13 protein-coding genes and 1 pseudogene are annotated in these 14,998 nt (G+C 42.5%); 4 read left to right on the top strand and 10 right to left on the bottom strand.

Annotation, left to right across the window (positions count from 1 at the left end; all coding sequences use genetic code 11):
• Positions 1-301: 301 nt before the first annotated feature.
• A complete protein-coding gene (locus O9332_RS20435) occupies positions 302-3,091 on the top strand; it encodes a caspase, EACC1-associated type (RefSeq protein ID WP_288027153.1) in 2,790 nt (929 codons plus the stop codon).
• Positions 3,092-3,448: 357 nt separating this feature from the next.
• On the opposite strand, the pseudogene O9332_RS20440 reads toward O9332_RS20435, so the two are convergent.
• Positions 3,449-4,385: pseudogene (locus O9332_RS20440) on the bottom strand (IS110-like element ISMae40 family transposase).
• A 5-nt stretch (positions 4,386-4,390) separates the two neighbouring features.
• On the opposite strand from O9332_RS20440, the gene O9332_RS20445 reads away from it, so the two are divergent.
• Both O9332_RS20445 and O9332_RS20450 read left to right on the top strand, forming a co-directional pair.
• Positions 4,391-4,534, top strand: a complete 144-nt coding sequence (locus O9332_RS20445) for a hypothetical protein (RefSeq protein ID WP_164516978.1) — start codon at positions 4,391-4,393, stop codon at positions 4,532-4,534.
• Positions 4,535-4,902: 368 nt separating this feature from the next.
• Entirely contained in the window at positions 4,903-5,553 is a 651-nt protein-coding gene (locus O9332_RS20450; RefSeq protein ID WP_288027156.1) for a TIGR04282 family arsenosugar biosynthesis glycosyltransferase, read from the top strand.
• Here the strand turns inward: O9332_RS20450 and O9332_RS20455 are convergent.
• The 9 genes from O9332_RS20455 to O9332_RS20495 form a co-directional block, all read right to left on the bottom strand.
• Entirely contained in the window at positions 5,515-6,027 is a 513-nt protein-coding gene (locus tag O9332_RS20455) for a L,D-transpeptidase (protein ID WP_002759526.1), read from the bottom strand. The two genes, O9332_RS20450 and O9332_RS20455, sit on opposite strands and share 39 nt — an antisense overlap.
• Before the next feature lie 78 nt (positions 6,028-6,105).
• Positions 6,106-6,411 (bottom strand): DUF6464 family protein, encoded by a 306-nt coding sequence (locus tag O9332_RS20460; RefSeq protein ID WP_288027158.1) that lies wholly within the window; start codon positions 6,409-6,411, stop codon positions 6,106-6,108.
• Between the two features lie 59 nt (positions 6,412-6,470).
• A complete protein-coding gene (gene speD, locus O9332_RS20465) occupies positions 6,471-6,878 on the bottom strand; it encodes an adenosylmethionine decarboxylase (protein WP_002735723.1) in 408 nt (135 codons plus the stop codon).
• Between the two features lie 384 nt (positions 6,879-7,262).
• Positions 7,263-7,424 carry a hypothetical protein gene (locus tag O9332_RS20470; RefSeq protein ID WP_288027160.1) on the bottom strand — a complete coding sequence of 54 codons (162 nt, stop codon included), beginning with the start codon at positions 7,422-7,424 and terminating at the stop codon, positions 7,263-7,265.
• Positions 7,425-7,427: 3 nt separating this feature from the next.
• Positions 7,428-10,991: a methionine synthase gene (gene metH, locus O9332_RS20475; protein ID WP_288027162.1), complete on the bottom strand. Its 3,564-nt coding sequence runs from the start codon at positions 10,989-10,991 to the stop codon at positions 7,428-7,430.
• A gap of 138 nt (positions 10,992-11,129) precedes the next feature.
• Entirely contained in the window at positions 11,130-12,260 is a 1,131-nt protein-coding gene (locus O9332_RS20480) for a SpoIID/LytB domain-containing protein (protein WP_004266831.1), read from the bottom strand.
• A 343-nt stretch (positions 12,261-12,603) separates the two neighbouring features.
• A complete protein-coding gene (locus tag O9332_RS20485) occupies positions 12,604-13,224 on the bottom strand; it encodes a type I restriction endonuclease (RefSeq protein WP_287693992.1) in 621 nt (206 codons plus the stop codon).
• A gap of 236 nt (positions 13,225-13,460) precedes the next feature.
• A complete protein-coding gene (locus O9332_RS20490) occupies positions 13,461-13,823 on the bottom strand; it encodes a DUF5615 family PIN-like protein (protein WP_288027164.1) in 363 nt (120 codons plus the stop codon).
• Positions 13,801-14,151, bottom strand: a complete 351-nt coding sequence (locus O9332_RS20495) for a DUF433 domain-containing protein (protein ID WP_002798844.1) — start codon at positions 14,149-14,151, stop codon at positions 13,801-13,803. The genes O9332_RS20490 and O9332_RS20495 overlap by 23 nt, the downstream gene beginning before the upstream one ends.
• A gap of 429 nt (positions 14,152-14,580) precedes the next feature.
• Between O9332_RS20495 and O9332_RS20500 the strand changes: the two genes are divergently transcribed.
• Complete coding sequence (locus O9332_RS20500; protein WP_288027166.1) at positions 14,581-14,871, top strand: PIN domain-containing protein; 291 nt, start codon at positions 14,581-14,583, stop codon at positions 14,869-14,871.
• The last annotated feature ends 127 nt before the right edge of the window (positions 14,872-14,998 follow it).

Genomic DNA, 14,998 nt, shown 5'->3' on the forward strand with positions numbered 1-14,998 from the left:
GAACCCTTATATAGAAAGGCATTTAGCGATTTTTGTCAATTGTTTTTTATCTAGAGCGAACTAATCAATTAAGTCTTTTGCCAGATAAGGATTTAGTCGATTTATGCCCCCTATCGAACCATAACAAGTAACGAAGAGCCAAAACTGTTAGGGTTTCTGGGCGATCGCCTGGGAGGTAAACCGATAGAATTGTCGGTAGAGGCCAATGGTCGCAAGTTGACGGTTAAGGCTCACAGTCGAGAAGAATTGGAAATGGCTATTAAAGCGGCTCAAGACTTTATCTCAGGTTAAAGAAGGTATTATGGCAAAATTTGCTTTGTTAATTGGTGTGAGCGAGTATTCCGAAGGATTGCGCCCAATTTCTAGTGCCATTCTAGACGTTGAAGCAATGCGCCGAGTATTAGAGCATCCGGACATGGGAGCCTTTGATCAGGTTACAGTGTTGTCTAACCCAGACCAAAGGAGTATGGAAAGAGCAGTCGAGGATTTATTTACTAATCGCCAGAGAGACGACTTAGTTCTTTTATATTTTTCTGGACATGGTCTTAAAGATCAAACGGCTGAATTTTACCTAAGTGCAAGAGACACTGAGCGTGATCAGAATGGAGAGCTTCGTATCTCAACAATTTTAGCCGCAAGTAAACTTAATAAGTATATGAACAATAGTCGTTCCCAAAGGCAGATGATTATTCTCGACTGCTGTTTTAGCGGAGCATTAGTTCAGGGAATGCTAAACAAAGGGGAACTTAACATTCAAGACATTCAAGAGGAATTAGGAGGTAGAGGAAGGGCGATTTTAACCTCTTCTAGTCCGATTGAATATTCTTTTGAGTCGGAAGATAAAGATTTGTCCATCTATACAAAATATCTAGTTGAAGGAATTGAAACTGGTGCAGCAGATAAGGATGGTGATCAATTAATTTCTGTTAATGAATTGCATGAGTATGCCAGCGAACGAGTAAAGGAAGCTGCCCCGGCAATGACTCCCAGATTTTATCTTTCTCTTGAAGGAGAGGATACTATTTATTTAGCCAAATCTCCTCTTGCTGCCACTAATCCTATATTTATTTATCGTGAGAAGGTTAGAGAAATTCTAGATGAATGGAGCAAGGAAAATATATGTAAAGAAAATTTTAATCGTGTAGAAAGAAACTGCCTAAATGAACTAAGAAACGAATTAGATTTATCATTACAGGAGGCAGATATTATTGAACAAGAGAATCTTGCGCCATTCAGAAAAAGATTACAAAATCTAACAGAGTACAAAGCAACTTTTAGAGAATTATTAGCTGATTCTATTTCAATAACAGAAGGAAACAGAAGGAGACTAAAAGAGTTACAAAGCCGTTACGGGCTGAGGGATGAGGATATTCAGGTGATTGAAGAAGAAGTGCAAAATGAGGTTTATCCCATTATTCCGACGATTCCACCAATCACTTCTTCTTCTGCAAAAATCGCCCAAATTTTGCATTTTATAAAAACTTTAAAGCCCCAAAATTTCAAATTAAATCTGCCAGTTAGCATAGGAATACCATTAATAGCAGTTGTAAGTTTAATTGCCATTAATCGCCATAATATTATTACTCCATTAATTCCATCTGATTGTCCAAAACAAACGGGCGACTTTATTAGTGAAGGAGAAGAAGTTCTTAATTACTCTCAATCGTTTAACAAGAAGAAAGGTACAGAATATTTTGCACAGTGTGATTATCAAAAAGCTCTGTTAAGATTTAAGGACGCATGGCAACAGGATAGGCTAGATGCAGAAACATTAATTTACTTAAATAATGCTTTACTAGAAGCCAATAAAATGCAATATTACACGATTGCTGTTGCTGTTAGTATTCCCAAAAATCAAAGTGACTTTAATGATGATGATGGTGATAGTCGAGCAAAAGAAATGTTACGAGGAGTAGCGCAATTACAAACAAAAATTAATCTGGGACTTTTAAATGACAATGATCCATTCCTCAAGTATTTTCCAGATCAAGATTTTATCAATAAAAAAGCGATTAATGGTAAGGGATTAAAAGTTGTCATTACTAATGATGAAAATGACGAATTACTAGCCAAAAAGACAGCATCATCTCTTTCCCAGCGTCCTGAAATTTTAGGGGTTGTTGGTCACTATCCCAGTGAAATGACTCTAGCAACGGTGGATATTTATAATCAAAATAATTTAGTTTTGATTTCTCCCGGATCAACGACTAGCGAGCTTACTAAATACCCCAGAAAAAATTTCCTGCGAACTGTTTTTTCCAGCGATCAACAATCTCCTGCCATTGCAAAATTTTTGCAAGAAAAGTCTATTAAAAAAGTGGTGGGCTTTTATAGTGAAGGAAGTCCATTTAGTGAATCTTTTTTTAATAGTTTTAAAACTATTTTTACACGCCCTCCATTCTCTGGAACTGTAGTAAAATTAGATGAATTTGATCTCGGAAATAATTTTAAGGCAGAAGAAGCCATCCAAGAGTTACGAAAAAGACAAGGAAAAATAACAGAAGAAATAGGGCTTGTACTATTCCCAAAAGCAATTGGCGATGCTCAAGGCGATGCAATTAGACTTATAAAACTTAATAATAGTCAAAATTGGGTTATCGGATCATGGGGGCTTCGTAGTTCTCGTACCTTAGAACAAATTGACAACCTACAACCTTTTCAAAAGTTTGTTATTGCGGTTCCTTGGGATTCTTTAACCAGTCCTAACCAGGATTTTCTTAAGGATGCCAAAATTTTATGGACTACAACTTCTGTTAATGCAATAACGGCCCTATCCTATGATGCAACTCTTGCTCTAACAAAAGCTCTAGAAAAGGCAAATACTCCCACACGAATTAATATCCTTGAACAATTAAAGTCTCTTGATTTTCTTGTCACTAAAGGTGCAACTGGGACAATTCAATTCGATGAAAATGGCGATCGCAAGAAACTTAATGAAAATGACGATCCCCAAAATCCCTCCGTAGAATTTGTTCACATTGTGGAGTGTCGGACACTAAGTTCAGATTTTGCTTTTGTCCCAATCAAGTATCCTACTGCTAAAGATGCTGGTTTATCCTGTTTAAACTCACCCAAAAAACCTAGTCCCTAGCTAATCAGGGTTGGTTGAAAAAGTCTGAAATGCCGCTAGGAAAAAGGTTTCGACTCAATCAAGCGATCGCCGCTTTTGTAGGTTGGGTTGAGGAACGAAACCCAACACAGAATTAGATAACCAACTAAAATAATCTATACTAAGCCAATAAAGCCTGTTTTATTAGCTTTCCTGCCTCCTATCGACAGTAGGCTAAAACTAATAAGTGGGTGGGTGGAATTAAATATAAGATGAACGTAGCGATTGTCTTAAAAGTCAAGGGGAATAAAGAAAATCTTTTGTACCCCAAATAGGCAAGACAAAGTAACGGCACCAGTCATCCGTTTTGTCAGCGATGAAATTGTTCGGAAAACTGGACTAAGCGGGTGCTTGCCAGCATTTATTATCACGAATCATGGCATTGAGGATAACCAGCAATTTCCTCATACAGGCAACTAAGGCCACCTTTTTCAACTTGCCATTGGTCAACAACCGTTCGTAGAACTTCCGAATCACCGGGTTATGACGAATGGCTACCAATGTGGCCATGTACAAGCCACAGCGAACCGAGGTGCGTCCCCCCGAAATCATGCGTTTACCCTTGTGCTGGCCACTATCGTGGTTGATAGGAGCGACCCCGACCAGCCGGGCAATCTGTTTTTCGCCAGAGTGTTCCCATCTCGGGTAATTCCGCCAAACATAGGGCAGATGAAACTTTGCCGATCCCTTTAACGGATTGTAAGATTTCATTTTTGCGTTGCCAATCGGCTTGCTGTTGGGCGAGGGACTGAATCTGCTCGTTGAGGCTTTCAATACGCTGTTGGATTTCCTCAATATGGGCTTTGATATCTAGTTGCACCGTCTCAGACGCACGACTGAGGCGGTTTTTCTCCGCCACCTGCATCTCCACCAACTGCTGTCGTCGTCGTACTAGGTCGCTCAATTGTTGGGCTTGGGGGGCAACCACGGGTTGGGGTTGGGGTTGCACGGCTCGTGCGAATTGAGCGATTACCTGTGCGTCCAATTTGTCCGTTTTTGCTTTCCCCAATGCCGTCGCAAACCCTTTGACCTTGCGGGGGTTGGCGATCGCTACCGGTATTGTGGCGGCTTGTAAGCCCGATACGAGTGCGCGCTCTAATCCACCCGTCGATTCCACCACCACCAAACTCGGTGAGAGAGGATGTAATTGTTCAATCAGCGATTGAACGCCAACGTCGCTGTTGGGTTGTTGCAAGGTCAGACCTTGCGGCAACACGTAGATATCTAGAACCTCTTTACTGACATCGATCCCTACCCATGTTTTTTCTTCTGTCATCGTTTATGCTGGGGTTAAGTTATTTTGTCCCTTTGGTAACTCGTCCTTGCGAATACGAGGTTAATCCTCCAGCGATTGTTCGAGCTTGTCTCATCGGGATGACGGCGTGGCTCCGGTGGCTACCCAACGGTGTCAAGCACCTCGGTTGAACTGGATGTCCACGCCCTTTTTCAGAATATAGGCACCCAAGCTACAAAGCGGTATTTTTTACCTAGGTTGGGACGGGTTGCCTACTTCTCAAGATACAAGGTTGGGTTGAGGAACGAAACCCAACACAGAATTAGATAACCAACTAAAATAATCTATACTAAGCCAATAAAGCCCGTTTTATTGGGTTTGCTGCCTTCTATTGACAGTAGGCTAAAACTAATAAGTGGGTGGGTGGAATTAAATATAAGATGAACGTAGGTTGGGTTGAAGCATGAAACCCAACGCCTGCATGGGTTACGCTACCGCTAACCCATCCTACAAATAATTTTGCCTCCCTACTTAATTAATATCATCGTCGCAATTACTCGTGGACTGGAGACAACAACTGATTATTTTTACCCGTTATCCGGAATTGGGGAAAGTAAAAACCCGTATGATTCCGGCCTTAGCAGCCAAGGGAGCCGAAGAATTGCACCGAAAACTGGCCGAATATACTCTCGGTAAATTAGCGGGTTTGAAGAATTTTCTCTCTCTGATCATTTACTATCATGGCGGCAGCGAGGAAAAAATGCGTACTTGGTTAGGTGTGCATTATTCCTATCATTCTCAACGGGGAAAAGACTTAGGAGAAAAGATGCAAAATGCTTTTGCCGATGGTTTTGCCCAAGGGATGACAGCGATCGCTATTATTGGCACAGATTGCCCAGAAATCGGGGAAAAAGAGATTTTAGCAGCCTTTGAAGCCCTAAAAACCCACGATATGGTTTTAGGGCCGGCGTTAGATGGAGGATACTACCTAATTGCTTTAAAACAGGTCTTTCCAGAGCTTTTTGACGGTATTCCCTGGGGTACGGGGGAAGTCTTGGCAAAAACTCAGACAATCGCCGCTAAACTGGCTTTAAAAACCGCTTATCTGCCTAAATTAGCCGATATTGATCGTCCGGAAGACCTGCCCATCTTAAAAAATTATCTGCCGGAATTAAGGTTGAACGATGACGGGGGTTCCCATGCGGACTAAATCAAACAACACTTTCACATCCCGATTCCGCATCCGCACACAACCATGGGAAGCGGCGCTACCGAGGGAATTTTCCGCGGGGGTGCCATGAAAACCGATGGAATTTTTGCCGTCACTCCAAAAACCGATCCATCTTTCCCCTAGGGGACTATTGGGACCGGGGGTGCTGACTTTTCCCGTCCAGGGACTTTTCCAGACGGGATTGCGAACTAATTCCCGCACCTCAAATTTACCGGTGGGGGTTTCCCAGCCTTTTTTGCCGACGGCGACGGTAAATTGTGCTAAAACTTTACTATCTTGATAAATGTAAACTTTTCTCTCTTTCAGTTTCAGGACCAGATGGGTAGCGAGAGTTTGATTGGCCGCCGTATTCGGGGTGACAGTGCTGATTTGGTTAGCTTGGGCCGGATATACGGGTAAACAAGTTAATCCTAATCCGATGATTAAGAGGGTCAAATTTCGTTTGAACGCCATTATTCCCACACTCCTCAATTGCGATAGCGATAATTTTTAAGGATAGCAAATAGGGAACTGTTTGGAAGCTCAAGCCGCTTACACTGTGCCAGTTTTAGCTTCGTACTGCCGACAACCTTCACAGGGACCGGTGGGATTAACCGCACAACGCAAATGGGGGGAATAGGCATTAAAACGACAACTAAGATCACCGATCAAGGCCGGTTTATTTTCTGTCTCTAGAGGAATTGACAAAAAATCACTGGCCATCACCGGGCTGTATTCGTGACGATAGCGAATCCCTCTCAAACGGTTGCTTAATCTCTGTTGGGATCGGTTAATTAACCAGAGACTAACGAGAGAGGGAAAGATGGCAAGGATAAAAACAAGGGTTATCCTGATCACGATTTCAGTTTAGGCGATCACCAGTGCTGCTAACTTATTATCGAGGCCGGCGCTAGAAATTAGGCCATAACTAGGGAAGACTTCAGGGGTTCTTCCTTTTTGCTTTCATAAACTGCCCCAGAACTGGGGAATCCTCTGGTTAGTTCCCGGACTTTAATCTCACCTGCTTGCAGGGATTTGGTCAAAATTTCCATGGCAACCACGGGTTTACCCGCACCACAGAAGAATAAATCGGCGGCGAAATAGCCGTGTTCAGGCCAGGTGTGGATCGCGATATGAGATTCAGCTAAAGTCGCCGTCGCGGTAACTCCGTGGGGACTGAACTGGTGGACACACAAATCGATCAGCGTTGCTTCTCCTGCCGTAATTCCATCGAGGATAGCGCGACGAATGCGCTCGGGATCGTTGAGGAGGTCAGCAGGTACTTGCCAAGCATCGACAATCAAATGGGTTCCCAGTTTGGTCATTTTTTTTTCAATACTCCCTATCGAAAAACCTTCACAGATTTGCCAGTATAACACAATTTTTCTAACTTGTGCAAAAAAGATCGGGTTTTTCTCGGATACTTTCTCTAAAAAACTGGGACAGGGTGGGGGAGAAGGGTGTGGGGTGTGGGGTGTGGGGTGTAGGGTGTGGGGTGTAGGGTGTGGGGTGTGGGGAAGTGGGGAAGTAGGGTGTGGGGAAGTGGAAATTATGAATTATGAATTATGAATTATGAATGGGGGTGTGGGGTGTGGGGTGTGGGGTGTAGGGAGTGGGGAGCGGGAATTATAAATTATGAATTATGAAGTGGGGAGTGGGGAGAAGGGAGCAGGGAAAACAAATAAAAATAGTCTCCTGACTCCTATCTCCTATCTCCTATCTCCTATCTCCTGTCTCCTGTCTCCTGTCTCCTGAATCCTGTCTCCTGAATCCTGACTCCTGACTCCTGACTCCCGACTCCTGACGACCGACTCCTGACGACCGACTCCTGACGACCGACTCCTAACCCCACCAACAAACTTTTTCAGCAAACCCTAGGTACTAAAGTATTTAGCGGTGGGGTGATAGGTGATAATGGCGGTGGTGGATTGTTCTGGGTACAATTGTTCGCTTTCGTCCATAGACATCCCAATGCGATCGCCTCCTAACAGATCTAGTTGCTTGTATTGGTCCTGAATATTGGGACAAGCGGGATAGCCGAAACTATAGCGAGAACCCCGGTAACGCTGTTGCAGTATATCGCGGATATTATCGGGATCGAACTCTGCGAAACCTAACTCGCGACGGATGCGGGTGTGGGTCCATTCAGCCATGGCTTCGGCGGTTTGCACAGCCATGCCGTGATAATAGAGGTATTCGGTATATTCGTTGGCATCAAAGAGAGATTTAGCGTATTCCGTGGCGATTTCCCCCACTGTCACCGCTTGCATCGGGAAAACGTCGATGATACCGGATTCCTGCGGGGCGAAAAAGTCAGCAATACAAAGACGACGACCGGATTTCTGGCGAGGAAACTCAAAAATGGCGATCGGTTGCAGATTTTCGGGTTTTTCGCCCGCTTGTATCGATTCGGGATCGTAAATTAAGAGGGAATTACCGGACGACTGACAGGGAAAATAACCATAAATTAATGTGGGGTTTAGTAAATTTTCCTTGACAATTTTCTCTTTCCATGCTGCTAGAATTGGATGAACTTTTTCCTGTAAAAACTGGTCGTATTCTTGCTTCGATTGGCTTTGTGGTTTGCGGAATTGCCATTGACCGACAAATAAAGCTTGTAGATCTAAATACCAGAAAACCTCCTCGATGGGAATTTCTGCTGCTGTTAATATTTTAGTACCCCAGAAGGGCGGTGTTGGTCGGGGAATATCAACTGCCACCGCTTCGGACCGACGGGTATCAATAACTAATTCTTTGTCTAGGGTTCCATCGGTAAAAATAGTATCGGGATTAACCTTTAATTCTTCGGCAACAACCGGGGGTTTTTCTGCCTCGGCAAACTCCCCTAAAAAGCCTTTACTATCATCCCATTGACCCCCAGCTTTAGCGGGCATTAATTTATCCATAAAATGCAGGTCAGAAAAGGCATCTTTACCATAGATAACCTGTCCCTTGTAGGTTTTTTGGCAGTCATCATGGACAAATTTGGGAGTTAAAGCTGCCCCGCCAAGGATCACAGGAACAGTGATTCCTTTTTCATTAAAAACCTCTAGATTTTCCTTCATAAAAGCCGTCGATTTCACCAATAAACCGCTCATAGCGATACAATCGGCCTTATGTTCTTTGTAGGCTTCGATGATATTTTCTACTGGTTGTTTAATACCCAAGTTAATCACCTTATAGCCGTTATTGGTCAAGATAATATCAACTAGATTTTTACCGATATCGTGAACATCCCCTTTAACCGTTGCGATAATAAAAGTCCCTTTGGCATTATTATCCCCCTCTTTTTTCTCCATAAAGGGTTCTAAAAAGGCAACGGCTGCTTTCATAGTTTGGGCAGATTGGAGAACAAAAGGTAACTGCATTTGTCCTGAACCAAATAACTCACCCACTACCTTCATCCCATCCAGGAGGAAAATATTAATAATATCTAGGGGTGGATAGTCCTGTAAAGCTTGCTTTAAAGCTTCTTCCAGTCCCAATCTTTCCCCATCAATAATATGCTGTTTTAAGCGTTCCTCCACAGGTAAATTAGCATTACTAGAGGGGTCTTTTTTAGTAGTTTTACCCGCAAATAATTCGGTTAATTTGGTTAGGGGATCATAAACACATATATCGCCATCAAAACGACGATTATCATAGATTAAATCTCGACAAATTTGCTGATATTCTGGTTCAATTTTTGCCAAAGGAAGAATCTTATTAGCGCTGACGATTGCCCCATCCATACCCACCTGCATCGCTTCGTGAAGGAAGACGGAATTTAATACCTGACGCGCTGCCGGATTCAACCCAAAGGAGATATTAGACACACCTAAAAGAATGTGACATTCGGGCAGTTCTTGGCGAATTCGGCCCATTGCTTCGATAGTAGCCTTGCCATTTTCTCGGTCTTCTTCGATACCAGTAGAAATCGGTAAAGCTAGAGGATCAAAAAAGATTTCGTAGGGAGGAATTCCGTATTCTATCGCCCCATAATAGGCCCGTTTAGCTATCTGGAATTTTTTCTCGGCAGTGCGTCCCATTCCTTCTTCATCAATGGTTCCAATTACTACCCCCGCGCCGTATTTTTTCGCTAAATCCAAGACTTGATAAAAACGCGATTCCCCGTCTTCGTAGTTAGTAGAGTTGAGGATACATTTACCCCCCGCTACTTTTAACCCCGCTTCCATTTTTTCCCATTCGGTGGAATCTAACATTAAAGGTAGGGTGACATTATTAACTAAACGAGAGGCTAATTGGTGCATATCGCGCACCCCATCCCGGCCCACATAATCGACGTTGACATCGAGAATATGCGCTCCTTCTTTTACCTGAGCTTTCGCCATCGATACTAAACTATCCCAGTCTTCAACATTGAGAAGTTCCCGACATTTTTTAGAACCACTGGCGTTTAATTTTTCCCCGACAATAAGGAAAGAATTATCTTGAATATAGGGTTGGGTACTATAAATAGAAGCGGCGGAGGGTTCATAATGATAATGACGAGATTTCGGAGTTAAACCCTGACTTAGTTCCGCTAAAGCTTGAATATGGTCGGGACGAGTACCACAACAACCGCCGATAATTTGTACTCCCAAATCTTCGATAAAGTGCATTAAAGCCATTTTTAATTCTACGGGAGTGAGGCGATAGTGCGCTTGACCGCCGACATTTTCCGGTAAACCAGCGTTAGGAATACAAGAAACAATAAAAGGGGAATTTTCCGAGAGATATTTAATATGGGGTTTCATTAAATCGGGACCAGTGGCGCAGTTAAGTCCCAAAATATCGATTTTATAGGGTTGTAAAATAGAGACAACGGCGTTAATTTCCGTTCCTACTAACATCGTTCCCATGGTTTCCATCGTCACCGAAACCATGAGGGGCAATCGTTGACCTTTTTGCTGAAATACTTCTTCAATAGCATTTAAAGCCGCTTTAATTTGCAGGACATCCTGACAGGTTTCTACTAATAATAAATCTGCCCCGCCATCGTACAGACCCTCTACCTGTTCCACATAGGCATTTTTGAGCGTATCAAAGTCAATATGACCCAAAGTGGGCAGTTTTGTCCCCGGCCCCATGGAACCCGCCACAAAACGGGGTTTTTCGGGGGTAGAGTATTTATTAGCGCAAGCCTTGGCCAGTTCGGCGGCGGTTTTGTTGAGATAATAGGCTTGATCGGCTAAATCGTACTCGGCTAAAACTATCGAGGTTCCCCCAAAGGTGTCGGTTTCAATCACATCCGCACCCACTGCTAAAAAGGCTTCGTGGACTTTCGCTACGGCGCTAGGTTTAGTATGGACAAGATACTCGTTACAACCTTCATATTCTGCCCCACCAAAGTCCTCGGCCGTCAGATTTTGGCTTTGTAGGGAAGTTCCCATCGCTCCATCAAAGACGAGGACGGGATGCTTGGGACCGTTGAGGTAGTCAAGAAAGGGGCTATTCATAGAGAGATTTACTGCTATAGCATTTTGAAAGTTTATTGTAATACAGTTACTAGAAATCTGCTATGGTCGGCATTTCAGTTATCAGTGATCAGTTATCAGTGATCAGATTTGAGTTTTCAGTCGAGAAAGCCTATCAATCTAATTTTGTAGAACTAGACGGGCTAAACCAACTCCGGGATAATAATTACCGAGAATTTGTTGATAATCTAGGCCTTTTTCCGCTAATTTATAAGCTCCAGTTTGACTCATACCGCGACCACCGTGGGCCCAAGCGACAATTTCATCGGTGGCGGCATAAAGAGACTCGACTACACCCCCTTTATAGCTGAGAATCTGCCCAGCAGTGGCATTAACCGCCTGGTGAGTCGATTGATACTCCGAGCGAATGCCTTTATATACCTGCCAGCGCTGGGTATTGCCCAGATGAAACCAAGCATTAGCGGGGCGGATCATGTGTACTAGGGCGTAGGAACGGGCGGCGATCGCTTGTGCCTTTAAAGCGTGCATTGGCGCAGTGGAGTGCATTTCACTACCCACTACACTATAGAGATAGGCCTCTAAATTAACATGATTAACCACTAACAAGCGATCGCCTTGAGCAACAAGCAGCACTTTGCCCCGATACCAACTATCATCCACATAAACTAAACCATCGGCACTGGTGGGCTGCACAAAAATCACCTCTGGCAGCGATAAATCGCCCATTTTTAAGCCATTGGCACCTGGAATGACTGGTAAACCCTCGTTAGTGGCAATCGTTTTTAAACCACGACCTTGGCGATCGGTGATCACCGCCGGCCCGTTAACTCCAATCAAAACACTGGCCACATCCCTTTTAATCGCCACGCGAATTTCTAGGACCGGCGGCGTATAATTAGCGGGAACCGCTAAAGGTTGTCTAGTTACCGGTTTGGCTGCGGCAGCGGGGGCAGTATTAGGGGAAGTATTAGGGGAAGTTTGAACCGATGGCGCTAATTTTTTCGGTGCCAAGGGGGAAGATTGGGGAGAGGGGGATAGTTTCGGCGATGGTGCGGTTAAGGGTGCGATCGGAGATGGGATAATAGGAGCAGGGGAGGCAGCAGTCTCTAGATTTGCCTGCGGTTGCGGGGTTTCTGGTTTTTCCTTGGCTAAATAAGTTAGGAGAATTGGCGTAAAAGTGGCGATCGACAGCAAAGGAACGGCACAATGACGCAGCAGGGAAAAATAGGTACTAGCAGCAAATTTCACTTTAATCACACCATCTTTAATTTTCTTATCTAACTTTACCATTCCCCTCTCAGGCCGGGCAATTCTAGAGAAAAACTCTCGTATTCTTGAGCTTGTTAGGACAAATAAGGCTGAAATAGTCAAGAAAAGCCGAAAAAATCCTGATAATTTTTATTTATGCCTACTGATTTGTTCCTTGCAGAGCAAATTATACAACAGAGGGAAATAGGAGAGTAATGATTCTGTAGGTACTGATTAAGTAGGTAGGCGTTAAAAATCATCAGATACCCCCCTTATCAAGGGGGGATTAAGGGGGGATCGGCACCCCCCTTATCAAGGGGGGCGGGGGGGATCGAACCTAAAATCCATTTTTAATTTAATTGTAACCAGCTACTTATCTCCATACTCAAATTAGTTGACAGAGATGTTTCAGGATTTTGAGAACTTCATATAAATCCCCCGGATTTCTCATGGCAAATAAACGAGAGGTTCCGTATAAAGGTTTACCGTCCCATAATAATTTAACAAATAAAAACTCGGAACCATTGGTCAACATTCCATAATTAGGACGGTTTGGATGAGGATTGACCATTAAATAAGCTAATAATTGCGGTAAACCTACTTCAACAGAATAAATAACCCGTTTTGATTCAATAATCATTACCCATAATTGCTCTTTTAGAATTAAAGTATCTAACCTTCCTTTAATTATTAAATCTTGATCTTCTGTAATAATTTCAACGGACTCTTCTGCTTTAATCTGAAAGGGAAATAGATAAAAGTTACCAATAAATAATAATGGGTCTAAAACCGTCATCCTCACCGAAGTTTCCAAAAAGGGAGGATAATTTAATAAGTTAAAATAACCTGTTTTGATTTTATCTAACAATTCTTTTTCTTGTTCAGAGATTGCTTCTAGGTCTTGCTGCCATTCCCCAAAAAAATGCTCATCTTCTATAAACTCTAGTTGAAAATGATTAATTAAATCTCTGAGAGTGACTTCTTTTGCTTGTAAAATTTGAACCATATTTACCACCTTAATTAAGACTTACGTTAACTGAATTGATAGCCGCAAACACGCACCCTGCGCCCAAACAATCCCTACGCCCAAAACCCATCCTAACCCTCCAGCAAACCCCGCACCTCCTCAATCCCAATCCTCAAAATATCAGCCACAGCAACGAAAATCTCCTCATCAAACCGGGTTCGTAGCGATCGTGAATTGGGATTCTTAGTTATTTTAATAAGATTATTTCAATTTGATCAGGTTAACGGTAAATGAATAATTTGGTTTTCATATTCATTGTCAAAAGAGCCTTTAGCAATTACAATTAATTCTAACAAATTATCACCAACACTTAAATCTTGATTGAGAATAAAAATTCCAGGAACATGACGATTTTGCCTGAAGTGAGCTATTAAATGAACGGGCATAGAGGCACGATTATCTGTCACTAAAATAAAACCCATTACCTCACACCAAATCAAAATTTCTGCATCTAATGTACCTAATTTTGGTGTATCTGGTTCACCAACTACTCGAACAATGATTTCTGGTTCTCGGCGACGCAATTGTTGAGGATACACCGAATTAACATTTTCATCAATTAAATATTTCAGTGTCATTAGCTTGCTGTTTGGCTGTTATTTCAGCTTTCAATTTTCTCAGTCGTTCAACCGAAGGCGGAGGATTTTTTTGCTGTTCTTCTCGCATTTTTCTTCCCCATTCTAGCCAGTCGGTGATGTATTGACTCACTTTTTCTTTTTCATGAAGATAATAAAGAATCGTCGCATATACCTGTTCTAGGGTTAAAGACGGATAAGTATTGGCAATTTCTTCGGGAGTTCTCGCTTGGTAAATAAAATCGTATAAAATGGTTTCAATACCGATGCGGGTTTCTTTTAGTCGGATATCGTTAGGGGCAAGAAAATTAAAATAGTCTTCGAGTTGCATGAGTTATCCTAATTGAAGATTCAAACTTCACTTTGTTTTCTAAGTAACATTGTTATCTTAATTATACTTGATCGTTGCCAAATAGTGCGATCACCTTGGTTTCTTAATTATTGACCTCTCCCCTAGACCCTCTCCTACAAGGAGAGAGGAGAAAGATTTAGCGAAGAGAGCGCAACAACAAACCTGGTTCGTTATTCCCCCCTTCCCTCCCAGGGAAGAGGAGTTAGGGGGGTTAGGTCAAACCCATCAACTATCATGATAGAATAAAAAAGCGAGATAGAGAAATTATAATGATTAGAGTTTATGCAGATACATCAGTATTTGGTGGTGTTTTTGATGATGAATTCCGAGAGGAAAGCCTAACTTTTTTTGAGCTAGTTAGAGGAGGTAAACTAAAACTGATAACTTCTTCAGTTGTTTTAAGAGAAATTGAACCTGCTCCTGAGAAGGTTCGACAATTTTTTTGCAGAGGTTATAACCTATACAGAGTTAGTTGAAATTACTGAATCTGCTTTACAACTGAGGCAAGCTTATATTGATTATGGTGTGGTGACTCAGAAATCAATGTTAGATGCGCTTCATGTTGCTTTAGCAAGTGTTGCTGGATGTACCATGATTGTCAGTTGGAACTTTAAGCATATCGTCCATTTTCCAAAAATTCCTCTTTACCGAGCGATTAATGTAATCAAGGGATATTCACAGCTAGATAGGGCTTGCTGAATAAATCTAAAAACCTTGTTGGATAAGACTTTTGGACTTTTTTCCCCTCAAAAAGTACCAGATATGGGAGTGATCAGGGGGAAATTCAGGGACTTTTTCCCTGAAAATTAGGTAATTGACCCCCTCA

It is taken from the genome of Microcystis sp. LE19-10.1B (assembly GCF_027530565.1).
Classification (GTDB): Bacteria; Cyanobacteriota; Cyanobacteriia; order Cyanobacteriales; family Microcystaceae; genus Microcystis; species Microcystis aeruginosa.

Bases quoted from the DNA above. Each gene is read 5' to 3' on its own strand.
- O9332_RS20435 (WP_288027153.1), top strand. From the start codon at position 302: ATGGCAAAATTTGCTTTGTTAATTGGTGTGAGCGAGTATTCCGAAGGA.
- O9332_RS20445 (WP_164516978.1), top strand. From the start codon at position 4,391: ATGCTGGGGTTAAGTTATTTTGTCCCTTTGGTAACTCGTCCTTGCGAA.
- O9332_RS20455 (WP_002759526.1), bottom strand. From the start codon at position 6,027: ATGGCGTTCAAACGAAATTTGACCCTCTTAATCATCGGATTAGGATTA.
- speD (WP_002735723.1), bottom strand. From the start codon at position 6,878: ATGACCAAACTGGGAACCCATTTGATTGTCGATGCTTGGCAAGTACCT.
- metH (WP_288027162.1), bottom strand. From the start codon at position 10,991: ATGAATAGCCCCTTTCTTGACTACCTCAACGGTCCCAAGCATCCCGTC.
- O9332_RS20480 (WP_004266831.1), bottom strand. From the start codon at position 12,260: ATGGTAAAGTTAGATAAGAAAATTAAAGATGGTGTGATTAAAGTGAAA.
- O9332_RS20485 (WP_287693992.1), bottom strand. From the start codon at position 13,224: ATGGTTCAAATTTTACAAGCAAAAGAAGTCACTCTCAGAGATTTAATT.
- O9332_RS20490 (WP_288027164.1), bottom strand. From the start codon at position 13,823: ATGACACTGAAATATTTAATTGATGAAAATGTTAATTCGGTGTATCCT.
- O9332_RS20495 (WP_002798844.1), bottom strand. From the start codon at position 14,151: ATGCAACTCGAAGACTATTTTAATTTTCTTGCCCCTAACGATATCCGA.